Source organism: Blattabacterium cuenoti, from assembly GCF_014251795.1.
GTDB classification, from domain to species: Bacteria; Bacteroidota; Bacteroidia; order Flavobacteriales; family Blattabacteriaceae; genus Blattabacterium; species Blattabacterium cuenoti_AB.
In genome coordinates, this window is the sequence record NZ_CP059201.1 from 362,053 (window position 1) to 388,171 (window position 26,119).

At 24.9% G+C, this 26,119-nt stretch carries 24 protein-coding genes and 2 tRNA genes; 12 read left to right on the plus strand and 14 right to left on the minus strand.

Going from position 1 to position 26,119, the window contains the following annotated elements:
• The first annotated feature begins 115 nt into the window (after nt 1–115).
• Nucleotides 116–787 carry a 16S rRNA (cytidine(1402)-2'-O)-methyltransferase gene (gene rsmI / locus H0H55_RS01710; RefSeq protein ID WP_185861043.1) on the plus strand — a complete coding sequence of 224 codons (672 nt, stop codon included), beginning with the start codon at nt 116–118 and terminating at the stop codon, nt 785–787.
• Here the strand turns inward: rsmI and H0H55_RS01715 are convergent, their stop codons facing one another.
• On the minus strand, nt 788–1,777 hold the full coding sequence (locus tag H0H55_RS01715; protein WP_185861044.1) for an aspartate-semialdehyde dehydrogenase: 990 nt from the start codon (nt 1,775–1,777) through the stop codon (nt 788–790). It abuts the gene before it with no gap.
• A 43-nt stretch (nt 1,778–1,820) separates the two neighbouring features.
• Here H0H55_RS01715 and gmk point away from each other — a divergent pair, with 43 nt between their 5' ends.
• Complete coding sequence (gmk, locus tag H0H55_RS01720) at nt 1,821–2,444, plus strand: guanylate kinase (protein ID WP_238784145.1); 624 nt, start codon at nt 1,821–1,823, stop codon at nt 2,442–2,444.
• A gap of 88 nt (nt 2,445–2,532) precedes the next feature.
• Here gmk and H0H55_RS01725 read toward each other — a convergent pair.
• Together H0H55_RS01725 and H0H55_RS01730 are read right to left on the minus strand one after the other, a co-directional pair.
• Nucleotides 2,533–2,606 (minus strand) — tRNA-Asn (locus H0H55_RS01725).
• Nucleotides 2,584–3,036 (minus strand): RpiB/LacA/LacB family sugar-phosphate isomerase, encoded by a 453-nt coding sequence (locus H0H55_RS01730; RefSeq protein WP_185861567.1) that lies wholly within the window; start codon nt 3,034–3,036, stop codon nt 2,584–2,586. The genes H0H55_RS01725 and H0H55_RS01730 overlap by 23 nt, the downstream gene beginning before the upstream one ends.
• A gap of 69 nt (nt 3,037–3,105) precedes the next feature.
• Here H0H55_RS01730 and H0H55_RS01735 point away from each other — a divergent pair, with 69 nt between their 5' ends.
• The 5 genes from H0H55_RS01735 to H0H55_RS01755 all read left to right on the plus strand — a co-directional run bounded on the left by H0H55_RS01735 (nt 3,106) and on the right by H0H55_RS01755 (nt 6,251).
• A complete protein-coding gene (locus H0H55_RS01735) occupies nt 3,106–4,335 on the plus strand; it encodes a phosphoglycerate kinase (protein WP_238784146.1) in 1,230 nt (409 codons plus the stop codon).
• A gap of 49 nt (nt 4,336–4,384) precedes the next feature.
• Entirely contained in the window at nt 4,385–4,999 is a 615-nt protein-coding gene (locus tag H0H55_RS01740) for a superoxide dismutase (RefSeq protein ID WP_185861045.1), read from the plus strand.
• Nucleotides 5,000–5,012: 13 nt separating this feature from the next.
• Nucleotides 5,013–5,366: a dihydroneopterin aldolase gene (gene folB, locus H0H55_RS01745; protein WP_185861046.1), complete on the plus strand. Its 354-nt coding sequence runs from the start codon at nt 5,013–5,015 to the stop codon at nt 5,364–5,366.
• A gap of 10 nt (nt 5,367–5,376) precedes the next feature.
• A tRNA-Cys gene (locus H0H55_RS01750) sits at nt 5,377–5,447 on the plus strand.
• Nucleotides 5,448–5,516: 69 nt separating this feature from the next.
• Entirely contained in the window at nt 5,517–6,251 is a 735-nt protein-coding gene (locus tag H0H55_RS01755) for a uroporphyrinogen-III synthase (protein ID WP_185861047.1), read from the plus strand.
• Between the two features lie 91 nt (nt 6,252–6,342).
• On the opposite strand, the gene glmS is transcribed toward H0H55_RS01755, so the two are convergent.
• Together glmS and H0H55_RS01765 are read right to left on the minus strand one after the other, a co-directional pair.
• Nucleotides 6,343–8,193, minus strand: coding sequence for a glutamine--fructose-6-phosphate transaminase (isomerizing) (gene glmS / locus H0H55_RS01760; protein ID WP_185861048.1), 1,851 nt, complete (start codon nt 8,191–8,193; stop codon nt 6,343–6,345).
• Nucleotides 8,194–8,226: 33 nt separating this feature from the next.
• On the minus strand, nt 8,227–9,045 hold the full coding sequence (locus H0H55_RS01765) for a glycogen/starch synthase (protein WP_185861049.1): 819 nt from the start codon (nt 9,043–9,045) through the stop codon (nt 8,227–8,229).
• 156 nt (nt 9,046–9,201) lie between these two features.
• Here H0H55_RS01765 and rnr point away from each other — a divergent pair, with 156 nt between their 5' ends.
• On the plus strand, nt 9,202–11,139 hold the full coding sequence (gene rnr, locus H0H55_RS01770; RefSeq protein WP_185861050.1) for a ribonuclease R: 1,938 nt from the start codon (nt 9,202–9,204) through the stop codon (nt 11,137–11,139).
• 6 nt (nt 11,140–11,145) lie between these two features.
• On the opposite strand, the gene coaD is transcribed toward rnr, so the two are convergent.
• Complete coding sequence (gene coaD / locus H0H55_RS01775) at nt 11,146–11,616, minus strand: pantetheine-phosphate adenylyltransferase (protein ID WP_185861051.1); 471 nt, start codon at nt 11,614–11,616, stop codon at nt 11,146–11,148.
• 61 nt (nt 11,617–11,677) lie between these two features.
• Between coaD and H0H55_RS01780 the strand changes: the two genes are divergently transcribed.
• Genes H0H55_RS01780 through H0H55_RS01790 form a run of 3 tightly spaced genes read left to right on the plus strand, consistent with a single transcriptional unit; the run spans nt 11,678 to nt 16,009 of the window.
• Nucleotides 11,678–12,724: a PSP1 domain-containing protein gene (locus H0H55_RS01780; RefSeq protein ID WP_185861052.1), complete on the plus strand. Its 1,047-nt coding sequence runs from the start codon at nt 11,678–11,680 to the stop codon at nt 12,722–12,724.
• A 40-nt stretch (nt 12,725–12,764) separates the two neighbouring features.
• Nucleotides 12,765–15,059: a transglycosylase domain-containing protein gene (locus H0H55_RS01785; RefSeq protein WP_185861053.1), complete on the plus strand. Its 2,295-nt coding sequence runs from the start codon at nt 12,765–12,767 to the stop codon at nt 15,057–15,059.
• Entirely contained in the window at nt 15,056–16,009 is a 954-nt protein-coding gene (locus H0H55_RS01790) for a 2-hydroxyacid dehydrogenase (RefSeq protein ID WP_185861054.1), read from the plus strand. The genes H0H55_RS01785 and H0H55_RS01790 overlap by 4 nt, the downstream gene beginning before the upstream one ends.
• Nucleotides 16,010–16,169: 160 nt before the next feature.
• On the opposite strand, the gene H0H55_RS01795 is transcribed toward H0H55_RS01790, so the two are convergent.
• From H0H55_RS01795 to H0H55_RS01805, 3 genes are all read right to left on the minus strand, one after another.
• Complete coding sequence (locus H0H55_RS01795) at nt 16,170–17,834, minus strand: diflavin oxidoreductase (protein WP_185861055.1); 1,665 nt, start codon at nt 17,832–17,834, stop codon at nt 16,170–16,172.
• A 305-nt stretch (nt 17,835–18,139) separates the two neighbouring features.
• Entirely contained in the window at nt 18,140–19,048 is a 909-nt protein-coding gene (gene cysK, locus H0H55_RS01800) for a cysteine synthase A (protein WP_185861056.1), read from the minus strand.
• Nucleotides 19,049–19,063: 15 nt separating this feature from the next.
• On the minus strand, nt 19,064–19,918 hold the full coding sequence (locus H0H55_RS01805; RefSeq protein ID WP_394798758.1) for a serine O-acetyltransferase: 855 nt from the start codon (nt 19,916–19,918) through the stop codon (nt 19,064–19,066).
• Nucleotides 19,919–20,256: 338 nt separating this feature from the next.
• On the opposite strand from H0H55_RS01805, the gene H0H55_RS01810 reads away from it, so the two are divergent.
• Nucleotides 20,257–21,501 carry an NADP-dependent isocitrate dehydrogenase gene (locus tag H0H55_RS01810; RefSeq protein WP_238784147.1) on the plus strand — a complete coding sequence of 415 codons (1,245 nt, stop codon included), beginning with the start codon at nt 20,257–20,259 and terminating at the stop codon, nt 21,499–21,501.
• A gap of 4 nt (nt 21,502–21,505) precedes the next feature.
• On the opposite strand, the gene H0H55_RS01815 is transcribed toward H0H55_RS01810, so the two are convergent.
• From H0H55_RS01815 to menB, 5 genes are read right to left on the minus strand one after another with little or no spacing between them, the layout of a single operon-like run.
• Nucleotides 21,506–22,549 carry an AMP-binding protein gene (locus H0H55_RS01815; RefSeq protein ID WP_185861057.1) on the minus strand — a complete coding sequence of 348 codons (1,044 nt, stop codon included), beginning with the start codon at nt 22,547–22,549 and terminating at the stop codon, nt 21,506–21,508.
• Nucleotides 22,540–23,646, minus strand: coding sequence for an enolase C-terminal domain-like protein (locus H0H55_RS01820; RefSeq protein WP_185861058.1), 1,107 nt, complete (start codon nt 23,644–23,646; stop codon nt 22,540–22,542). Before H0H55_RS01820 ends, H0H55_RS01815 begins: the two co-directional genes overlap by 10 nt.
• Before the next feature lie 10 nt (nt 23,647–23,656).
• A complete protein-coding gene (locus H0H55_RS01825) occupies nt 23,657–24,343 on the minus strand; it encodes a metal-dependent hydrolase (RefSeq protein WP_185861059.1) in 687 nt (228 codons plus the stop codon).
• A 4-nt stretch (nt 24,344–24,347) separates the two neighbouring features.
• Nucleotides 24,348–25,268 (minus strand): 1,4-dihydroxy-2-naphthoate octaprenyltransferase, encoded by a 921-nt coding sequence (menA, locus tag H0H55_RS01830; RefSeq protein WP_317168405.1) that lies wholly within the window; start codon nt 25,266–25,268, stop codon nt 24,348–24,350.
• A complete protein-coding gene (gene menB / locus H0H55_RS01835) occupies nt 25,265–26,089 on the minus strand; it encodes a 1,4-dihydroxy-2-naphthoyl-CoA synthase (protein ID WP_185861060.1) in 825 nt (274 codons plus the stop codon). Before menB ends, menA begins: the two co-directional genes overlap by 4 nt.
• Nucleotides 26,090–26,119: the final 30 nt, after the last annotated feature.

Below are 26,119 nucleotides of genomic sequence, written 5' to 3' on the forward strand. Positions count from 1 at the left end.
AAATTAATTTATTGTAAATTTTGATAATTATTATCAACATTTTTCATAAACTTGAAAACAAAAGTTATGGATTTTTATTTTCATAATTATATCTTTTTTACATATAATTATTGTCATGTTATATATTGTCCCCACTCCTATAGGAAATTTAGAAGACTTTACCTTTAGAAGTTTACGAATCTTAAAAGAAGTAGATTTAATTTTAGTGGAAAGTTATAAAATTTCTAAAAAATTATTAGATTTTTATAATATTAAAACTAACATTAGCAAATATCATATTTATAATGAACATAAAATAGTTCCTTCCATTATAAAAAAAATTCAAAAAGGAAACAAATTAGCATTAATATCTAATGCAGGAACTCCAAGTATATCAGATCCGGGTTTTTTACTCATTAGATCTTGTATTCAAGCATCTATCACTATAGAATGTTTGCCTGGCCCTACAGCTTTTGTTCCCGCATTAGTTTGTTCAGGTATATCTTCTAATGAATTTATTTTTATCGGTTTTTTACCCAAAAAAAAAAGAAAAACTAAATTAAAAAATTTATCTAAAGAGAATCGAACCATAATATTATATGAATCTCCTCATAGATTATTACAAACATTAAACGATATAAAATATTTTTTTGGATCAAAAAGAGATGTTGTTATATGCAAAGAAATATCCAAATACTTTCAAAATATATTAAGAGGAAATATAGAAAAAATAATTTTATATTATCAAAACATAAAAAAAATATTGGGAGAATATACTATTGTCATAGATAAAAATTTTGAAAAATAATTAAACATATTTTTTTCTTATTAAATATTCTGCAATTTGAATAGCATTAGTGGCTGCCCCTTTGCGAAGGTTATCTGCCACTATCCAAATATTTATAGAATTTTGAAATGAAAAATCTTCTCGTATTCTACCCACAAAAACTTCATCTTTTCCATGAGCATAAAATGGCATTGGATAGACATTTTTTTTTGGTTCATCTTGAACTATTATTCCTTTTGTTTGTGATAATATTTCATTTATATGATTAATATTAGGTTTTTTTCTGAACGTAATATTAACACATTCTGAATGCCCTCCTATAACAGGAACACGTACAGCTGTAGCTGTTATAGCTATATTATAATCATTTATTATTTTCTTTGTTTCATTAATTAATTTCATCTCTTCTACTGTATATCCATTTTCTATAAAAGAATCACAATGAGGTAAAACATTTTGGTAAATAGGATATGGATAGACCTTACGAGAAAAATCTCCATTCTCTTCTTGATTTAACTGATCCAAAGCTTTTTTTCCAGTTCCTGTAACAGATTGATAAGTAGAAATGATAATTCTTTTAATTTCATATTTTATATGTAATGGAAATAACACCATCACTAATTGTATTGTGGAACAATTTGGATTAGCTATAATTTTATCTTGTTTGCATAAACAAGAAGCATTAATTTCAGGAATGATTAATTTTTTTCCAGGATCCATTCTCCATGCAGAAGAATTATCTATAACTATAGAACCTATATTTGAAAATTTTGGAGCCCATTCCCTTGATATACTAGATCCAGCCGAAAATAAAACAATATCAGGTTTATTTAAAAATAAATTATATATGTTAATAATTTTATGTGTTTTTTTTTTGAAAAAAAATTCTTTTCCTACAGATTTATTAGAAGCAGAAATATATAATTTATCTAATGGAAAATTTCTTTTTTCTAAAAGATCAATCATTACACGACCTACCATTCCTGTAGCTCCTACTATTCCTAATTTCATTTCACAAAAATTTTTATAAAAATTTAATTTTCCATGATATTACATGATATTAACTATAACAAAGTTAGATAAAATAATGAAAAAAGGAAAAATGATTATATTATCAGGACCTTCTGGATCTGGTAAAACTACTATTTCACATTGTTTACTTTCAAAATTTCCTGAATTAGAATTTTCTGTATCATGTACTACACGATCAATTAGACATAATGAAATACATGGGAAAGATTACTATTTTTTATCTATTAATTCATTTTTTTCAAAAATAAAAAAATACCAATTTGCCGAATGGGAAGAAGTTTATCCAAATTTATTTTATGGAACTTTAAAAAAAGAAATTTTTAAAATTTGGAAATCAAACAAACATATTTTATTCGACATAGATGTAAAAGGAGGATTAAATCTAAAAAAAAAATATCCGAATAATTCCTTATCCATATTTATAATGGTGAATTCAATAAACATTTTAAAAAAAAGACTTGTAATAAGAGATCATAAAAATTGTGAAGATTGTGAAAATAACGAAAAAAATATAAATTATCGTTTAAATAAAGCTGAAGAAGAAAACAGTTATGCTAAATTATTTGATATTGTTTTGTTGAACATTGATTTATCTCAAACAAAAAAAAAAGTAATTCAAATAGTTTCCAGTTTTATTTACGGATAAAATAAAAAAAACAAGGATAACTGGATTTTAACCAGAGATCAGAGATCACAGGACTTTCAAATGATAAAACCAAACTGACCAAGAATAACTCCTCAGGCTGGATTCGAACCAGCGACACCCTGATTAACAGTCAGGTGCTCTAACCAACTGAGCTACTGAGGATTTCAGATATTTTTTTTATTCTTATTTTGTGTCTGCCTCCTTCAAAATTTGTTTTCAAAAATATTTCTACAATTTCTATCATTTCATTTTTATCTACAAAACGTGCTGGCAAACTGATAATATTAGCATTATTATGTTTTCTTGCTAAGATAGCAATCTCTTTTCTCCACACTAAAGCTGCCCTAATTTTTTCATATTTATTCGCAGTCATAGCAGCTCCATTTCCACTTCCACATATAATAATTCCGAATTCAGCTTTTCCTTTATTTACAAATCCTGCTACAGGATGAATAAAGTCTGGATAATCAACCTTTTTCCCATATTCTGAAAACCCAAAATCTTTGATATCATATCCTTTTTTAATTAAAAAATTATTTATTGCATATTTACAATGCACACCTGTGTGATCGGAACCTATAGCTATTAACATCATGTTCTTACAAAAACGAAGAACAAATATACATATAAAATAAAATTTTATTAATTTTGTAATAAATATATGAATGATTATGATATTATGATTGAGGAAATAAAAACTGTTTATGATTTTAATTTCAAAAATCAAACAGCTTTAATTAGAGTTGATTTTAACGTTCCTATAAACAAATATCAAAAAATAATAGACGATACGCGTATTATATCTAGTATTCCAACCATTAATAAAATTATTTCTGAAAAAGGAAAAATAGTGCTTATTTCTCATTTTGGTAGACCAAAAGGAATTCCTTCTGAAACTTATTCTTTAAAATTTTTGGTTAATTTTTTATCCAAAAAACTAAAAGTTCCCGTTAATTTTCACGAATCCTGTGTAGGAAAAACTGTAATAAGAAAAATCAATGAATTGAAAACTGGAGAAATTTTATTATTGGAAAATTTACGTTTTTATAAAGAAGAAGAAAAAGAAGATGAAGGTTTTGCTTATGAATTATCTAAATTAGGAGATATTTATGTTAATGATGCTTTTGGAGTCGTCCATCGTTTCCATAGTTCTATTACTATTCTTCCAAAATTTTTTGGGAAAAAGAAATGTATTGGCATTCTTATGAAGAAAGAAATTCAATTTTTGAATAAATTTTTATATGGAAAAGGAAAAAAACCTATCACTGTTTTATTAGGAGGTTCAAAAATTTCTTCTAAAATAGAAATTATTGAAAATATTATTAATTTTGCAGATTATCTCCTTGTAGGAGGGGGTATGTCTTATCCTTTTATCAAAATAAAAGGAGGAATGATAGGAGACTCTATAATTGAAAAAAATCAAATAATTGAAAAAACATTAAGAAGAATTTTTGATAAATACCATAATAAAATAAATGTTATACATCTACCGAAAGATGTAATAATTGCTGATTCATTTAAAAATGAAGCAAATAAAAAAATTGCAAATATTCATTCTATTCCAGAAGGATGGATGGGTTTAGATATAGGACCTTGTTCTATAAAAAACTTTGAAAAAATTATAAAAAAATCTAAAACCATTTTATGGAATGGTCCCGTAGGTGTTTTTGAATTTCCAAATTTTTCTTTAGGAACTAAGTCTATGGCAAAAGTAATAGCAAATGCAACTGAAAAAGGATCGTTCTCTTTAGTAGGAGGGGGAGACTCTATTGCCTCACTGAAAATGGAAAAATGTGAAAAAAAAATCAGTTATTTATCCACTGGAGGAGGGGCTATGTTAGATAGTTTAAAAAATAAAATTCTTCCAGGAATAAAAGCAATGAAACAATAAAATAAATACCAAGGTTTTTAATTATATTTGTTTTAAAAATATAAAAATTATGTCATTTAAACTCCCAAAATTACCTTATTCTTACAAAGATTTTGAGCCTTATATAGATAGGAAAACCATGGACATTCATTATAATAAACATCATGCTACTTACACAAATAATTTAAACAAAGCTATTTCGAATACAAATATGATGAATTGTTCCATAAAAGAAATCTTAAAAAGAGCTCATCTTGAATCTTCAATCATTCGAAATAATAGTGGAGGTTTTTATAATCATAATCTTTTTTGGGAAATATTAATACCTCACTCTCAAACAGAACACACTCATCCAAGTAGAGATTTTAACGAAATTATTAAAAAAAGTTTTGGTTCTTTTGATTCCTTTAAAGATACCTTTTCAAAAATTGCAGTCAACCATTTTGGTTCTGGATGGATTTGGTTATGTGTAAAAGAAGAAAAATTAACAATTTGTTCTACAATAAATCAAGATAATCCTATGATGTATAGAACAGGTTGCGAAGGGACTCCTATATTTGGATTAGATGTATGGGAACATGCTTATTATTTACAATATCAAAATCGTCGTTTAGATTATATTTCTTCTTTTTGGAATATCGTAAATTGGACAAAAGTAGAAAAAAACTATAAAGAAAATATGTAAAAATAATATTTTCGTGGGAAAAATTGTATTAGAAAATATTAAATTATTTGGATTTCATGGATGTATGCCAGAAGAAAAATATGTTGGATCTCATTATACTATTCATCTAGAAATTGAGTTTGATCTTTATCAAGCATCTGTCAGTGATGATTTATCAGAAACTATTAATTATGTAGATTTATATCATATTGTAAAAGAAGAAATGAGTATCAACTCTAAATTAATAGAACATTTAGCGAGAAGAATAATTCAAAGAATAAAAGAATACAAAAAACCTTTAATCAAATATACAAAAGTTAAAATTTGCAAAGAAAATCCTCCTATACAAGGAAATATAGATAGAGTCTGTGTTATTTTGGATCATTAGCTTTAGGTACGGCACTGTGGCCGAATGGAAAGGCAGAGGTCTGCAAAACCTTTTATAGCGGTTCGATTCCGCTCTGTGCCTTTTTTTATTATACAAATTTTTTGCATAAATTTGCGGATTTAAAATCAAAAGTTTTTGACAAAAAAAAGGATGAAGATAAATAATATTTTGATTTCACAACCTCTTAGTGTTGGTTCTAACACTCCATACATCAAACTTAGCAAAAATAGAAATGTTAATATTGATTTTAGATCTTTTATAGAAGTTAAAGGAGCATCATCTAGTGATGTGAGAAAACAGAAAATTAATTTTTCTGATTTTACCGTAGTCCTTTTTATTAGTAAAAAATCTATAGATCATTATTTTAGATTAGCTGAATCTATGCGTTTTAAAGTCCCTATTTCCATGAAATATGTTTGTCAAACAAAAACTATAGCATATTATTTGCAAAAATACATTATATATAGAAAAAGAAAAATTTACATTGGAAATAAATCATTTAAAGATATACTTCCTTACATTCAAAAAAATTATAAAGAAAAATTCCTTTTACCTTCTTCAGATATATTAAAACCAGAAATTCCTGATATGTTAAATGAACAAAATATTTTTTGGAAACGAGCTATTTTATATAAAACAACTTCTAGTGATCTATCTGATTTAAAACACGTGTATTATGATATTTTAGTTTTTTTTAGTCCAGCAGAAATCAAATCTTTATTTGATAATTTTCCTAAATTCGATCAAAATAACATAAAAATTGCTACTTTCGGAAAGAATACTTTGGATGCCGCTTATAAAGCGGGATTAAAAATCGATATAAAAGTTCCAACACCAGAATTCCCTTCTATGGCTATGGCTTTAGAAAAATATATTAAAAAATAAAATATATAGTAAGTAAGTGATATTAATACAGAAATTTTAAATCTCCATATCTTAAGATCTTAAGGAATTATACAAATAGAAATTTCAAATTCTACTCCACTGTTACTGACTTTGCTAAATTCCTTGGTTGGTCTACATTTTTTCCTCGTGTGTAAGCAATTTGATAAGCTAATAATTGAAGTGGAATAACAGTTATTAACGGACTAAGTTCCTCAGAAATATTCGGTATTTTTATCACATGATCTGCTAATAGATTAACTTGAATATCTCCTTCATTAATTATGGCTATAACTTTACCTTTTCTAGCTTTAATTTCTTGAATGTTTCCAATAATTTTATCATAACATCCTTCTTTTGTAGCAATAATAACTACTGGCATATTTTCATCAATTAAGGCTATAGGACCATGTTTCATTTCTGCGGCAGGATAACCTTCTGCATGAATGTAGGATATTTCTTTCAATTTTAAAGCTCCTTCTAAAGCAACTGGAAAATTAATTCCTCTACCTAAATAAAGAAAATTGTTTACATTATAATATATTTGAGATATTTTTTTTATAGAATCATCCATTTTCAAAGTAAAATCGACTTTTTTTGAAATTGATCCAAGTTCTTCACATAAAAATTTATAACGATAGTCATTAATTGTTGATCTATATTTTCCTATAATTAAAGCTAATAAAAAGAGAACTGTAATTTGTGCTGTAAAAGATTTTGTAGAAGCGACTCCAATTTCAGGTCCTGCGTGTGTATAAGCTCCAGCATCTACATGTCGTGCAATAGATGATCCTGCTACATTGCAAATTCCAAATACAAAAGCTCCTTTTTGTTTTGCTAATTTTAAAGCAGCTAAAGTATCAGCAGTTTCTCCTGATTGAGAAATTACAATAATAACATCTTTTTTTCCTATGATAGGATTTCTATACCGAAATTCAGAGGCATATTCAACTTCGACTGGAACACGAGCAAACTCTTCTAATAAATATTCTCCAATTAAACTGGCATGCCACGAAGTTCCACATGCTACTATAGTTATAGATTTTGCATTTAAAAAAATATCTTTATTAGATTCAATTCCATTGATACAAATAATTTTTTCCGGAACTAACAATCTACCTCGTAAAGTATCTAATATTGTTTTAGGTTGTTCATATATCTCTTTCAACATAAAATATTTGTATTTTCCTTTTTCAATTTCTTTTAAATTGATTTTAAGTTTTTTAATAATTGGATTCAATTTATGATTATCTAGAATCTTTCTAAGATCTAATTTTTTCCCTTTTTTAAGAATAGCCATTTCTCCATCCTTTAAATAAATAACATTTTTTGTATAGTTGATAAAAGAAATAGGATCAGATGACACAAAAAATTCTTTATTTTTAATTCCTAAAGATAAAGGACTTCCTAACTTTGCAATAACAATTGTTTCAGGGTGAGATTTTTCTACTATAGCGATAGAATAAGCACCCACAATTTCATTTAAAGAAATTCTTACAGCTTCTTCTAAAGATAATTTATTTTCTTTTTTGATATATTCAATCAAATTAACAAGAACCTCTGTATCTGTTTTGCTTTTAAAAGTAAATCCATTTTTTAACAAAATAATTTTAATAGCATAATAATTTTCTATAATTCCATTATGAATCATAATCAGTTCATTGGAGTTTGAAACATGAGGATGAGCATTAACATCATCAGGAATTCCGTGAGTAGCCCATCTTGTATGACCTATTCCAGTTGTTCCTTTGATTTCTATTTTAGAAGAAGAAATTTTTTTTTCCAACTCATGAACTCTTCCTTTAGTTTTGTACAAACTATATCCATTTTTAGAAAAAACAGCAATACCAGAACTATCATATCCTCTATATTCCAATTTTTTTAATCCACTAATTAGAATAGGATAAGCTTTTTTATGACCCAAATAACCAATTATACCACACATCCTAGATAAAATTATAAGTTTTTTATCTATCTTTTAATTTATTTTTTCTAAAACAGTTTCTTCATAGAATTGTTGATAAACGGTTTCTATTTCTTCTACAGGATAATACTTTAACACTAATAATTTAGTTACTTTAATATAATCTTCTATTTCTTCCGGAAAAAAAAGATCCCCTTTTATAATAGCATCAGAAAAATACATACATAATTTGATTAAATTCAAATAATTTGGATTTTCTAACAATTTTAACTTTCTAGATTTAATTCCATCAAATTTTATTTTATTAATAATATCTTTATTTAAAAACCCTTTAAAAGGTTTATTATAAATAGATGCAATAATTTTAACATTTTTATACATTGGATCTTCTTTGTAAAGATTTTTAACATATAAAGGAATAAAAGAACTCATCCATCCATATATGTGTATTATATCAGGTTTCCAATTTAGTTTCTTTACGGTTTCTAAAACTCCTTTTGTAAAAAATAAAGCTCTCTCATCATTATCTCTAAAAAAGATTCCATTATCATCTTCATCAATTGCTTTTCTTTTAAAATATTCTTCATTATCTATAAAATAAACTTGTAATCTAGCATCAGGAATAGATGCTACTTTTATTAATAAAGGTTGATCTATATCATTAATCACTAAATTCATACCTGATAGACGAATAACTTCATGTAATTGATGCCTCCTTTCATTAATCACTCCAAAACGAGGCATAAATATACGAACATCGTTTCCTGTTGATTGCATAAACTTAGTGGCTTTCAATACCGATAAAGATATTGTATTCTCTGAAGAAAAAGGGAATAAATCCGAAGAAACATATAGTATACGTTTACCTGTCATCTTAGAGTTATTTTTATTTTTTTATGTAAAAAAACGGATCGTTGCAAATATAATAAATAATATCCTAAGTTTAATAACAAAAATGTTCAGTATTTTTTTTATATAAAATATTTAGATTGTAAATTTTTTTCAACTCTATAACTTTATGTTTTTGTTATGAAAAAACAAATAAAAAAGAAACATTATAATAATTTGTATACAGGATTTATTCATATTACTAATCATGGATATGCATTTATTCATATTAATGAATCTCAAAAGGATATTTTTATTCCAAAAAATAAAACAAACCGAGCATTGGAAGGAGATTTAGTAAAAGTTAAATTCTACAATAAAAAAGGAATAAAAATACAGGGAGAAGTATTAAAAGTAATTAAAAGAAAAACTCAACAATTTATTGGAATATTGAAAATTAACGTTCAATCTAATAATAAATATGGAATAGTACATAATAATAATATTCATGTAGATATTTTAATTCCAATACAAAGATTGAAAAAATATCATCATAATGATAAAGTATTAGTAAAAATTACGTCATGGCCTAAAAAATATCCAAATCCTTTTGGAAAAATAGTTAAAGGATTTGGATCTTCTGGAGAATATAAAACAGAAATTTTTTCTTTACTAGAAGAGTATGGAATATCTCATACATTTTCTAAAAAAATTGAAAATGAAGCTAAAAAAATTTTTTCAAAATCAATTTTGGATATCAACCTCAGAAGAGATATGCGAAAAGTTAATACATTTACTATAGATCCTTTAGATGCAAAAGATTTTGATGATGCTCTTTCTATTAGAAAATTAAATTATGATACATGGGAAATAGGAGTACATATATCTGATGTTTCTCATTATATAAAAGAAGGAAGTTTATTAGATCAAGAAGCATATTCACGTGCGACTTCTATTTATTTTGTAGGAAAAGTTATTCCTATGCTTCCTCAAATATTATCTAATGATCTTTGTTCATTACAACCAAAAAAAGATAAATTAAGTTTTTCTTATATTTTCAATATCAATCGAAAAGGAGAAATATTGAAAAACTGGTTTGGAAAAACTATAATACGGTCTAATAGAAAATTTACATATGATGAGGTTCAATCTATTATTGAACAAAAAAAAGGAGATTATTACGAGGATATTTACACATTATTTTTATTTTCTAAAATATTAATTCAAAATCGATTAAAACATGGTGGATTTTATTTAGAAAAAGTGGAAGTTAAATTTCATTTAGATAAAAACAATGATCCAATATCATTACACTTAGAAAAAAACAATGATGCTCATCGTTTAATTGAAGAATTTATGTTATTGACTAATAGAAAAATTTCAGAGTTTGTTAGTTTGAATTTAGATGGAAATCCTTCTAACAATCTTTATATTTACAGAATACATGATGTACCTGATTTTCAAAAAATTTTTTTACTCAAAAAAATTATAGAACCTTTAGGTTATTTTTTAGATATGAAAAATATAAAAAATTCTATCAATCATTTATTAAAAAAAATTAAAGGAAAACCAGAACAAAATATGATTGAAAATTTGATTCTTCGTTCTATGAGTAAAGCTAAATATTCCACAAAAAATATAGGACATTATGGATTATCTTTTATATATTACACTCATTTTACATCTCCCATAAGAAGATATTCGGATATCATAGCACATCGTTTATTATATCATTATTTAAATAATAAAGAATATAAACTTAAAACAATAGAATTTTATGAAAAGCAGTCTGGTCATTGTAGTTATAAAGAAAGAATAGCTATAGATATAGAAAGGGAATTTTTAAAATATATGCAGGTTAAATATATAAGAAAATTTATAGGAAAAGAATTTGATGGTGTTATTACAGGATTTACTGATTGGAGTGTTTATATTGATTTATTATTATTTCAAACAGAAGGAATGGTACGATTACGTGATATTAAAGAAGATTCTTATGTACTAAATTCAAATAATTATAGTATAATAGGGGAAAAAAAAAGAAAAATTTATAATCTAGGAGATAAAGTGAAAGTAAAACTTATAGATGCTAACATAGAAAAAAAACAAATTACTTTAGATTGGATCGAAAATATATAAATTCTATTATATTCTAACAGCAGAAGGAACAAATATGGTATAATCTCCTCCATTTTTTATAATATCTCTAACAATATCAGAATTAATATGAGATTTTTCATGAGAAGAAAAAAGATAAACTGTCTCAACAATATGTTTTTTACATAATTCTGTATTAGTAATAAAGATGTTTTTTTCAAATTCGAAATCTATCTGATTTCGAATTCCTCTTAATAGAAATTGAGCTTTTCTTTTGATACAAAAAGAAATAGTTAATCCGTTAAATGAATCAATTTCTATTTTTTTTGAAAAATTTAAAAAAGTTTTCTGTATCCACTTTTTTCTTTTCTTTATAGAAAACATATTTTTTTTTTGAAAATTTTTTCCAATAGCTATAATAATTTGATCAAATAAATTTAAAGCTCGAACAACAATATCATAATGACCCAAAGTAATGGGATCAAAAGATCCAGGAAATACTGCTATTTTTTTATTCATTTTTTAGAAATATATTTATAAAATAAAATAAAAATTTTTTTATAAATTTATTAAATAAATAATGAACAAATCATGCTCTGATTGTTTAAAAAAATGTGTAAAAAAAGAAAAAATTTTCAAAAAAAAAATATGTAGGAAACCTAATCCATTAGATTGGTTATCCAATATTAAATCTCCTTTTGAGTCTCAAAAATATGAGATAGTAGAAATAAAATTTAAAAATGATAGAAAAGAATTTTTTATGAATCGAGAAAGAATATTTCTTGATCAAGGAGATATTGTAACAGTGGAAACCAAATCTGGTATCGGATATGATATTGGTATAGTTTCTTTAACTGGTGAATTGGTCAAATTAAAAATAAAAAACAAAGCCACTGATTTAAATACTTTTAAAAAAATATATAGAAAATCAACATATAAAGAAATAAATATTTGGAAATATGTTAAAAAAAAAGAATTTTCAACTCTTTTTCAAGCCAAAAAAATTTCAAGAAATTTAAATATTTCTATGAAAATTTGTGATGTTGAATATCAAGGAGATGGAGGAAAAGCTATTTTTTATTATACAGCTGAAAATAGAATTGATTTTAGAAAATTAATTAAAGAATTAGCTTTTCATTTTAATATCCGTATAGAAATGCGTCAAATAGGATATAGACAAGAAGCAGCAAAAATTGGAGGAATTGGTTCTTGTGGTAGAGAACTTTGTTGTTCCACTTGGTTAAGAAAATTCAGAAGTGTAACAACTAATTCAGCAAGATATCAACAACTTTCAATAAATCTTGAAAAATTAACTGGTCAATGTAACAAATTAAAATGCTGTATTAATTATGAATTAGATACCTATTTAGACGCTATTAAAGATTTTCCAGATTTTAACAGAAAAATTCATACAGAAAAAGGAATTGCTCAATGTATGAAAATTGATGTGTTTAAAAAAAGAATGTGGTTTTCTTATGTTAAGAATCCAAATACTTGGTTTAAAATAAAAGTAAATAAAATTAAAGAAATTTTAGAAAAAAATAAAATGGCTCCTTCTTTAGAAGAGTTATCAAATATCAATATTATTCAAAAAACAGAATTAACATTTAAAGATTTATCTATATAAACATTACATTATATGATGTTAATAAAATCATCTTTTTTTCGTGTATAGAAAAAGTACAAAAGTAAATTCTTTTTTTCGTAGACTTATTTTTTATTTTTGGTTTTTATTTATTGCAGGAATAAGTACTATCATTATCATTTTTTATGCAGCTTCTAAAGGATATTTAGGAACTTTACCTAATACAAGAGATATAGAAAATCCTACTATGAAAGTAGGATCAGAAGTATATGATTATAACGGAATTTTATTAGGAAAATTTTTTTCAGAAAATAGAACTTTAGTTAGTTATCGACAACTTCCAAAAAATCTTGTAAATGCACTTCTTGCAAAAGAAGACATCCGTTTTAAATATCATTCTGGAATTGATGCAAAATCTTTTCTTAGAGCTTTTTTTTCTTTAGGAAAAAAAGGAGGAGGAAGTACGATTTCACAACAGTTAGCAAAACTTCTTTTTACAGGATCATCTGCAAGAAACAAATTACATAGAATATATCAAAAACTATTAGAATGGTTAATGGCTATTGAATTAGAAAAACGTTACACAAAAGAAGAAATTATTACTATGTATTATAACAAATTTGATTTTTTGTACAATGCAAAAGGAATAGAAACAGCAGCTCACACTTATTTTAATAAAAAAGTTTCCGAATTAAATTTAGGAGAATGTGCTACATTGGTTGGAATGTTAGAAAATCCTTCTTTATATAATCCAAAAAATTATCCCGATAGAGCAAAAAAACAAAGAAATTTAGTTTTATATCAAATGAAAAAATATAATTTTTTAAATATAAATAGATATAGAAAAGAGTTAAAAAAACCTATAAAAATAAATTTTAAAATACAAAAAAAAGATTTTGAATTATTAACTTATTATGGAGAGTTTTTGAAAAAAGAAATTCAGGAAGCTTTAAACGAACATGAAAAAAAAACTGGACAAAAACTTAATCTTTATTCTAGCGGATTAAAAATATACACGTCTATCGACGCTAGAATGCAAGATTATGCAGAAAAGGCGCTTAAAAAACACCTCAGTCAATTACAAATCTTATTTAATCGTTTTCAAAAAAAAAATAGGAATGCTCCATTTTTAAACATTTCTCCAGAAAAAACAAAACGAATTCTTATATCTGCGATGCACAGAACAGCTCTTTACCAAGATTTAAAACAAAAAGGATTAACAGAAGAAAAAATTTTAGAAGAATTTCAAAAACCACAATTAATTAAATTATTTACCTGGAATGGGACTAAACAAGTATTCATATCTCCATGGGATTTTATTCGTTATCAAAAAAGTATTATTCAAGCAGGAATGTTATCTGTAGAATCTTATACTGGATTTATTAAAGCATGGGTAGGAGGAATAGATTTTAATTATTTTCAATATGACCATGTAGCACAAACTCAACGTCAAGTTGGTTCTGTCTTTAAACCTATCTTATATGCTGCCGCTATTAATGAATTACATTATAATCCTTGTACAAAAATTTCAAATGAAAAATTTCATTTAGGAAAATGGACTCCTAGAAATTCTAATGGAAAATATGGAGGGGTTCTTACTTTGAAAGATGGATTAGCTTTTTCTGTAAACACGATTTCAGCTCGTTTAATGTCACAAATGAGTCCAAATACAGTAATTAATTTAGCAAAAAAAATGGGAATAGAGTCTATCATTCCTGAACATCCATCTATTGCTCTTGGCTCTGCTGATTTGACTTTATATGAAATGACAGGAGCATTCAATACATTTACTAATTATGGAATTTATGTTAAACCTTCTATTCTAGTAAAAATCGAGGATGAAAATGGAAATTTAATTCAAGAACATGTAGATATTAATAAAAGACAAGTTTTTAATGAAGAAATAGGATATATTATGTTAAAGTTAATGCAAGGAGTCGTTAAATATGGAACTGCAAAAAGATTACAATCATATAATTTAACAGGAGACATAGCAGGAAAAACAGGAACAACTAATGAAAACTCAGATGGATGGTTCATAGGTATGGTCCCTAATTTAACTACTGGAGTTTGGGTGGGTTGGGAAGATAGATTCTCTCATTTTGAGAGTGTTAAGTTAGGACAAGGAGCAAATATGGCTTTACCTATATGGGCTTATTATATGAAAAGTCTATATAAAAATATGAATTTAATTTATCATGATAAATTGTTATTCCAAAAGCCTAAAAATTATCAATCTTATTGGGATCAATGTAATGAAGTTATAAAAGAAGACAATATAATTAGAGAAGAAAAAAAAAATTATATGAAACAAAATGAAATTATAGATTTTGATATAAACTTAAATTCAGAAAATAACAAAGATTATGATAAATGATAAAAAAAATATTAATATTAGATAGAAATCATCCTTTTATTATATACAAATTAAAAAAAGAAGGATTGATTTGTGATGAAAATTACAATGATTCCACAGATCAAATTGATCTGTATATGTATGATGGCATAATTTTAAGGAATAGATTAAAAATAGATAAAAAATTTATTGAAAAAGCAACAAATCTAAAATTTGTAGCTCGTATTGGATCTGGAACAGAAAATATAGATAAAAATTATGCAGTAAAAAAAGGAATAACTTTAATTTCATCTCCAGAAGGAAACAAAGATTCGGTAGCAGAACATGCGATAGGAATGTTATTATGTATGATGAATCATATCATTCGTTCTCATCAACAAGTTTCAAAGGGAAAATGGAATAGAGAAACTAATAGAGGAATAGAAATTATGGGGAAAACAATAGGGATCATTGGATATGGAAATACAGGAAAAGCTTTTGCAAAAAAACTTTCAAATTTTGATGTTCAAATATTATGTTATGATATTATACCTAAAATAGGAGATATTTACGCAAAACAGGTGAATATGAATATGATTTTTCAAAAATCAGATATAATAAGTTTACATATTCCCTATACAAAAAAAACAAAAGGAATGATGAATTATGATTTTATTAAAAAATTTTGCAAACCTTTTTATTTTATAAATACTTCTCGTGGAGGATGTGTAGTTACAAATCATTTAGTTGAAGCATTAAAAAACGGAAAAATAAATGGAGCATGTTTAGATGTATTAGAATATGAAAATTTTTCTTTCAATAATATTTCTCATAATCATCATTTTACTAAGAGTTTTTCTTATCTTATTCATTCTAATAAAGTAATATTAACCCCCCATATTGCAGGATGGACTAAAGAATCGAAATACAAAATGGACAAAAAAATTATAGAAAAAATTCTTTTTCTAAAGAAAAAATTAAATAAAACATGATTTTTACATAAAATATCAAAAATTATCACTAAATAATAAAAAATTCTAACACAGATATAAAAAAATATACTATCCTTTATTATGTCTCTTGTTTTGATTTTTGATATAATATAGAATTATCATAAAGACCAAATTGATTTTTTATTTATTACTTGTTAACTCAGTATACATCTTTTAAATATCTTCTTTCTCTTTTCATTTTTTTTATAAATAGAGTTGAATCACATTTTCCTATTTTTTCTATAACATTAGAAATCATTTTATCAACATCTACACTCATAGGAGTTTTGTTTCCACAAATATAAATATAAGCTCCATTTTTTATCCAAGAAAAAAATTCTATTCTATTTTCCCATATTTTATCTTGTACGTAAATCTTTTTTTTCTGATCCCTGGAAAAAGATAAACTTACATGATGAAGAATTCCTTTCATTTTCCAATTTTCAATTTCTGTTCGATATAAAAAATCTGTATCAAAATGTTGATCTCCAAAAAATAACCAATTTTTACCCGTTGCTTCTGTTATTTCTCTTTCATATAGAAAAGAACGAAAAGGAGCAATTCCGGTGCCAGGACCAATAAGAATTATATCTTTATATGAATTAGGTAATTTAAATAATTGATTTTTATAAATCGAAAAAGATAAATTATCTCCTATTTTCAATTTAGATAAAAAATCGGAACAATGACCATATGCCGTTTCTCCATTTAATTGAAAACGATGACGAGATACAGTAATATGAATTATATTATCATGAGCTGTAGGAGAGGAAGATATGGAATAGAGTCTAGGTTTTATAGGATCCATAATCCTAATTAAATCTTCTAAAGAACATGTATTTTTTATTGGAAATTCTGTTAAAAGATCAATAAGTTTCCATTTATGATTTAATAAAATATTTTTTTTTCTTGATAAAGAAGAATATTTTTTCAAGAAACTTTCAGATAAATAAATAATATTAAAACTTTTCTTAAAAAGATCAAATATTTTACTTTTTTCCTCAAAATTTACAAATTTTTTTATCTTATTTTTATCGATAAATTCGATAATTTTATCTACTTCATTAGAAGTATTTTCAGGAAAAATACCTATAGAATCCCCAGGAAGATATTTAATTTTTTTTTTAACGAAAATTTCAATATGATGAATTTCTTTTTTTGATCCTTTTTTTTGATCATTTAAAATTATATTATTTAATATTTTTCCATATATTTTTTTATTTTCTATATGAATCTTATTTTTTTTTTTTTTTAAAAAACTTATAATTTTTGAAAACCATTCTTCTGCTTGATTCTCATAATCAACATCACATTTATGTAATGAAATAATTCTTTTTGCCCCTATATCATGTAAACGCTTATCGACATCTTCTCCTGCTTTACAAAAATAAGTATAAGATTTATCTCCTAAAGCCAATACACTATATTTCATATTTTTCAGAAATATATTTTCATTTGTATGAATAAAATCAAAAAAATTTTTTGCAGAAGAAGGAGGTTCTCCTTCTCCATATGTACTCATTATAATAAAAAAATAATCTTCTTTTTCTAAATCTTGAAAATTATATTGATCTAAACTGATTAATTTGATTTGAAATTTTTCATTTTTAACTTTTTGATGAATATCAAAAGCTAGATTTTTGGCATTACCTGTTTCTGTTCCATAAACTAGCGTTATTTTTTTTTCCTCTTTTCTTATAAATTTTTGATGATTTTTTTTAGAACATAACAAACCAGACATATAAGCACTCATCCATATAATTTCTTCTTTAGAAGATTCTTGTATTAACTTAATAAATGTTTTATAATTTGATTCAGATAACATTTTAAAAAATATTAACACGATTAAACTAAAAAATAATCTTTTTTAAAGTAAATCAAGTTACAATTTTACCTAAAAAATTCTTTTTTTTTAGCATCGAAATTGAAACTTGTTCTATAAACTTATTCATAACATTAAATATCAGTTTTTTTAAAATTTATCCATACCCATTAATATCATGATCATGATAAGTTATGATTTATTCTTGTTATTTTTGTTTATCATAGCATAAAGCATAAACAGATATATAAATATTTTTTATATTATTCATTTCAGAATGAAAATCTTAAAATAAAAAATTATTGAATCTAAAAAAGATTATCAACTGATAAATATCTTTCTCCAGTATCATAATTAAACGTTAGTATTATAGATTTTTCCGAAAATTTTGATAACTGTTTCTCTATAGCAGAAAGTGAAGCACCGGTAGATATTCCAACAAGAATTCCTTCTTTTTTTGCGATTTTTCTAACATGATGAAAAGCTTCTTCTTTAGATACTAAAAAAGATCCATCTAATATTTTTACATTCAAAATAGACGGAATAAAACCTGCACCTAACCCTTGTAAAGCATGAGGATTAGGTTTTCCTCCAAATATCACTGGAGATTCTATAGGTTCTACAGAAAATATTTTTATATTTGGAAATTTATTTTTTAATATCTCTCCTATACCAGTAATATGGCCTCCAGTTCCTACTCCTGTTATGAAATAATCTATACCTTTAGGAAAAGCATGAATAATTTCCTTTGCAGTTGTATTTTTATGTATATTTATGTTTGAAAGATTATCAAATTGTTTTGGCATCCAGGAATTTGGAATGGTATCAACTAATTCTTCCGCTTTTTTTATAGCTCCTTTCATTCCATTTTCTTTTGGAGTGAGAACAAATTTTGCCCCAAAAATAGAAAATAATTTTCTTCTTTCAATGCTCATTGATTCTGGCATTACTAAAACCAGACGATATCCTTTAACAGAACAAACTATAGCTAATCCAATTCCTGTATTTCCAGAAGTAGGTTCTATAATAATATCTCCTTGATGAATAATTCCTTTTTTTTCCGCATCTTCTATCATAGATAAAGCAATTCTATCTTTTATGCTCCCTCCAGGATTATTTTTTTCTAATTTGATCCACACTTGATGATTAGGAAATAATCTCTTAAGACGTACATGAGGTGTATTTCCGATAGTTTTTAAAATGCTATCAACTTTCATTTTTTTTCTTTTTGATTATATCATAAAATTAATAGGATCAGGAAAAGGACTATTATTTCTCATTTTTATTTCATTTTTTTGATATACTATAGAGAAAGGAGGAATACTTTTAGTAACCCAAACATTACCTCCAAGTACACTATCATGACCTATTATAGTATCTCCTCCTAAAACAGTCGCTCCTGCATATATTGTAACCTGATTTTCGATTGTAGGATGTCGTTTTATATTTGCTAATTTTTTATCTACATAAATAGCTCCCAATGTGACACCTTGATATATCTTGACTTTATCTCCAATTTTTGTACTAGAACCTATAACTATTCCTGTTCCATGATCTATAGCAAAAGCTTTTCCTATTTTTGCAGATGCATGAATATCCACTCCAGTTTTACTGTGAGCATATTCCGTAATCAACCTTGGTAAAAGAGGGATTTTTTGAATCCATAATTGATGTGCAATTCTATATAATGCAATAGCAAAAAAACCAGGATAAGAAAAAAAAACCTCTTCTATTACTGTTGCTGCAGGATCAGATTTTAATATTGCATTTGCATCTATTACTAACATTTTATAAATATTAGGAATTTCTTTGAAAAACACTTGAGCAAAGTGATCAGAATTTTTTTTATTTATATTTAATTCAATCAAGATTTCGTATAAAATTTTTTTTAATTCTTCGTAATTTTTTTTAAAAATAATTATATCATTTAAAATTTCATGATTAGGAGTAAATAAAGTGTGAAATAATTTTTTCACAAAATATTCAGATTTTTTTTTATCAGGATAAATATTTTTATTTTTATTATATTTAAATACAGTTGTTAAAAAATCTAACATTTGTTTTTTAATTTCATTGGATCTGATCATCCTATTTTAGGATCATGTAGACATTCTACATTTGTTATCAAAAATATTTTTATGAATTTTCAAACTTGGAAATCAATATTTATTAATTTTTCAATTCTTATCAATGATTTCTACAAAAAAAAAAAATCTTAATTATAGTATAGATAGAATATTGCAACTATAAGATTGACACAAAACATAGTACTTTACCTTTTTACAAAAAAATAAAACCCTTTGAACATATCAAAGGGTTGACATATACATTAATACCCAACTAATGAATTCAAAAAACAAATATAAGGATTTCTTTTTTTAAATTAAAAAAACATATTATATTATAACATCATAACATCATATTCATGAAAAACATGAAAAAAATAAAAGTCAACAATCCTATAGTAGAAATAGATGGAGATGAAATGGCTAGAGTTATATGGAAATACATAAAAAAAAATTTTATCTTACCTTATTTAGATATAAATATCATTTACTTTGATTTGGGAATTAAAAACCGAAACGTTACAAATGATCAAATAACTATAGATGCCGCTCATGCTATAAAAAAACATAATGTCGGAATTAAGTGCGCTACTATTACACCAGATGAAGAGAGAATGAAAGAATTTCATCTCAAAAAAATGTGGAAATCTCCAAATGGAACTATTAGAAATATTATTAATGGAACTGTTTTTAGAGAACCTATTATAGTAAAAAATATTCCTTGTTCTATTCCAAACTGGAAAAACCCTATATGTATAGCTAGACATGCTTATGCTGATCAATATCAGGCTGTTGATTTATTAATTAAAGAAAAAGGAAAATTATATATATCTTTTGTTCCAGATAATAAAAAGAATGAAATAATGAAGTTTGAAATCCATAATTTTATGGGGCCTGGTATTGCTATGGGCATGTACAATACAGATAAATCCATATATGGATTTGCTCGTTCTTGTTTTAACTATTCTATATATAGAAAATGGCCCCTTTTTTTATCAACAAAAAACACTATATTGAAAACATATGATGGTAGATTCAAAAGTATATTTCAAGAAATGTATGATAATGAATTTAAATCAAAATTTGAAAAATTACAGATTACTTATGAACATCGTTTAATTGATGATATGCTTGCAAAAGCTATTAAATCGAATGGAAAATTTATATGGGCTTGCAAAAATTATGATGGAGACTTACTATCTGATTGCATAGCTCAAGGTTTTAGTTCATTGGGAATGATGACTTCTGTTCTCCTTACTCCAGATGGAAAAACTTTAGAATCTGAAGCTGTTCATGGCACTATAACAAGACATTATAGATTGTATAAAAAAGGACAAAAAACATCAACAAATCCTATTGGATCTATTTTTTCTTGGACTCGTGGTCTGAAACACCGTGCTATTTTAGATCAAAATACAGACTTAAAATTATTTTCAGAAAAAATGGAAAAAGCATGTATAGATTTTATAGAATCTGGAAAAATGACCAAAGATTTATTTCAAATATCTCATCAAAATAATAAAGAAAAAAACTATTTGGATACTAAAACCTTTATTAAAGAATTAAAAATATTTTTTGATAAAAAAATGAATGAAACAACATAATATATTATTCTGTTTTGATCAGATTTCTTATAATCTCTTTTCTTTTAAATTTATCCAATAAATTTTCTGCGAAATGAGATACGAAAAAAATATTCTTTGGTTTATAAAATTTTCCATAACCACTAAAAATCTTATCTGGAATTTTCAATGTAAAAGAATTTCCTTCAACAACCAATATGATTTTTTCTCCTAAAATCTTATCTGGAATTGAAGATATGAAAAATCGTTTATTATAAGGAATGAGATAACTGATTTTTTTTTCTATTAGTTCAGGAATAATTTTAATTCCTCCACTATTGATTATATTGTCATATCTACCTATCCAATTGAATGTTTTTTTAGATATCATATGAACAATATCATTTGTTTGTATAAATGAATTCATAGAATTTTGACAAAAAATTCCTAAACAATTTCTATTATCCACAGTCAGAGAAATATCTTGAAATGCTTCATAAAAAGCAGATTTATTTGGTCCATTAATTTTTTTTATAGCTACATGACCTGATGTTTCAGTCATCCCATAAGTAGCATAACAAGTAGTTGAAATATTTTGTAATTTTTTTTCCAAAAAATTTGATATTGAAGATCCTCCTATTAAAATTATTTTAATATTGTTTAAGTATTTTAAACTGAAAAAAACTTGCATAGGAACCATTGAGGTTATGTCAAAACGTTCTTTAATATTTTTTAAAGGATTAGATGACGGAGGTACACAATATATTTTCCATTTAAAAATAATAGCACGTACTAAAAACATTTTAGCAGCTATAAAATCTGAAGATAAGCATAATAATCCTTTAATTCCTTCTTTTTTAAGTTTTAAAAATTCTACAGTTTTGATAGCTCTTTCTAACATATGTTGTTTATGCAAACAAATAATTTTAGGAATCCCTGTTGATCCAGAAGTTAACGAAGATATGATAGGTTGATCATCATACCAATTTTTTAAAAATGAAAAAATAGCCTTTTTCCAATAATCATCATTTTTATTTTTCAAAAAAAAGAAAGAAGTCCGTATATTTTTGGAGGAAAAATCTATCCACATTTATTTAATAATGTTTTTATTCTCCATTTTATAAATGGATTATACCAAATAAAACCTTTTTTAATTTCTAAAGGAGAAATCCAATTTTTTACGTATAAAATACCAGTATTTAATCCATGTGTATTCCAATTTTTATATTTATTTTGCATAATAAAAGTCCACTGAGCAATAGCATTAATTCCAATATTACTTTCCAAAGAAGAACTGATATACCATTTTATTTTTCTTTTGATAGCTTCTATTATCCATTCTTCAGATCCATGATATCCTCCATTGACACTGGGTTTTAATGTAATATATTGAGGTTTAATAATGTCTAATAATTTTTGTTTTTCTTTCAATATATTAATATTTGCTAATTCTTCATCTAATGCTATAGGTAATTCAGATTTTTCACATATTTTTGACATACATTTCCAATTTCCAGATGATATAGGTTGTTCCATTAAATCAATTATATCCAAATCTGAAAATTGATTTAAATAATATAAAGCTTTCTGAATATTTTCAAAACAACCATTTGCATCTATACGTACTTTTATAAAAGGATATTTTTTCTTTATTTCTTTTAATAATAAATACTGATTTTTAAAAGAATCTGTATTTATTTTCATTTTTATGAATGAAAAACCTTTAATAATTTTACTTTCTAATTCTTTTATTGCATATTTTTTATTATTAAAAGAATTTAGCCACATTAAACCATTTATAGCAATTCCTTTTTTTCCACAAGTGAATTCAGAATTATATAATATAGGAAATTTATTTTCTAAACTTATAAAAGCTTGTTCTAATCCAAATAAAATTGATGGATATGAGATATATTTGTGATAATAATATGCTTTTGTTTTTTTTAAAAAAAGAACTTTCTTGGAAAGATTTTTTAGTTCTATTTCAAATTTTCTTATATTTTTTAAAGCATATTTATCTAATATTGGATTACATTCTCCTATTCCTATTTGATCATTCTTTTTTAATATAATAAACCATATATTGTTATTTTGAAATATTCTGTTGGAATTAAATATTTTGTTTTTAAAAAAAAATGTTCGTTTTTTTAAAAATAAATTAAACTCTATACCCCTGTTTGGATTCATATTCATTTGATTAAACATGTATAGTTTTTCCTTTTTCTAATAAAATCAGTTCTTTTCCTTTTTCAAAAAATTTTCTTTTCGCTTGTTTTTTATTAATTTTAATATCTTCAAAAGTATCATAATGAACTCCTAATATTTTTTCACATTTTAAAAAATCTGAAGCAATCAAAGCTTCTTCTACATCCATAGTATATTTTCCCCCTATTGGTAATATAGATAGTTTTAAATTTCCAAAACTTGGAATAATACTCATTTCATATATCACAGATGTATCTCCTGATATATATAAATTTCCTTCATCTGTATGTAAAAGAAAACCTCCTGGATTTCCTCCATAAGTTCCATCATAAAAAGCACTAGAATGAGCGGCCCAAACATATTTTAATTTTCCAAAAGGAAAAGATATGAAAGAACCATAATTCATTCCATATGTTTTTATTCCTTTTTTATTAAAATAATTAGATATTTCATAATTAGAGATCACTAAAATATTATTAAATTTATGCGAAAACAATTCTACATCACATACATGATCATAATGCGCATGAGTCAATAAAATATAATCTATTTTTTGAAAAAAATTTAAGAAATTTGTATTTCTAAAAATAGGATTTCCTGAAAAAAAAGGATCAATTAATAATAATTTGTCATGTATCTCTAACATACATGTACTGTGAGAAAAAAAAATAACTTTCATAAAACTATAATATAAAACCAATTTCTATACTAAATCCATATAAAAGAATCAGTACAATTAATTTTTTTAATTCTAAATTAAATAATTTATTTTCTTTAATAAAAATTATTCTTTTAATATGTAATATTAAAAAAATAACAATAAAAATAAAGAAAAACCATTGATAAATAACTTTATTATTTTTTTTATTTAAAAAGATAAAACATGCTCCTAAAAATATTGATGTTAATATAATGCATATATGATATAATTTTGCATACTTTATACCTAACCATACAGGTATAGTATATTTTCCACTTTTGGAGTCATTATCTAAATCTCTCATATTATTCACATTCAAAACACCAATATTTAGAAAACCTATAGATAAAGAAAGAAGAAATATATCCATACTCAAAGTTTGAGTATATAAAAAATAACTTCCTACTACCGATAGAATTCCAAAAAAAATCATAACAGACAAATCACCCATTCCTACTTTATAACCATAAGGATGTGGTCCTACAGAATATTTTATTGAACTATATATACATATAAAAATTCCTATAAAATATATAAAAAAGGTAAAAAAACTATTCCATAATATAGTTTTATAAAGCAATAACAATCCTGAAATAGAAGATAAAACAGAAAATATATATATAGCTTTTTTCATTTCTGATAAAGAAATAAAACCATATTGAATTGTTCTTTTAGGTCCTATTCGTTGAAAATTATCTACTCCAGATATACTATCTCCATAATCATTTGAAAAATTTGCCAATATTTGTAATAATAAAGCAGTTAAAACACATAGAAAATAAACAGAAAAATCTACATTCGTTCTATTTCTAGATATAACAAAACTTAAAGTTATTCCAGAAAAAGATAAAGGTAAAGTATAAATACGAGCTGCATAAATCCAATATTGAATTTTCATATTCATAAAAATTTTGGAAATTTTTTAAAATTAGGGGATCTTTTTTCTAAAAAAGCTTTCTTTCCTTCTTGAGATTCTTCCATTAAATAAAACATTAAAGTAGCATCTCCTGCTAATTGCATCAGTCCATGTTGTCCATCCAATTCTGCATTTAAACAACGCTTAATCATCCTTAAAGACATAGGACTTCTTTTTTGCATGATTTTACACCATTTTATAGTTTCTGCCTCCAATTCTTCTTTTTTTACAACTTTATTAATCAATCCCATTTTCATAGCTTCTTTAGCTGTATATTCTTGACATAAAAACCACATTTCCCGTGTCTTTTTCTGTCCAATATGACGAGCTAAATATGAACATCCAAATCCTCCATCAAAAGAACCAACTTTTGGTCCTACCTGACTAAAAATAGCATTATCAGAAGCTATAGTTAAATCACAGACAACATGCAAAACATGCCCCCCTCCTACTGCATAACCATTAACCATAGCTATAACCGGTTTAGGTATTTCTCTTATTTTTTTATAAAAATCTAAAATATTTAATCTTGGATTTCCATTTTTATCTAAATATCCACCCATACCTCTTGTAGTTTGATCTCCTCCAGAACAAAAAGATTTTTCTCCAGATCCAGTTATAATTAATACATCTATATCACTTCTATTTATGCATATATTTATAGCGTCTATCATTTCATTGACTGTTTCAACACGAAAAGCATTATGACACCATGGTCTATTAATTTCTATTTTAGAAATACCTTCTCCAAAAAAGAATAAAATGTCTTCATATTTTTTAATTGGAATCCAATCTATAACATGATCCATAATCAAAAAATTAAAAATTGATATTTACTT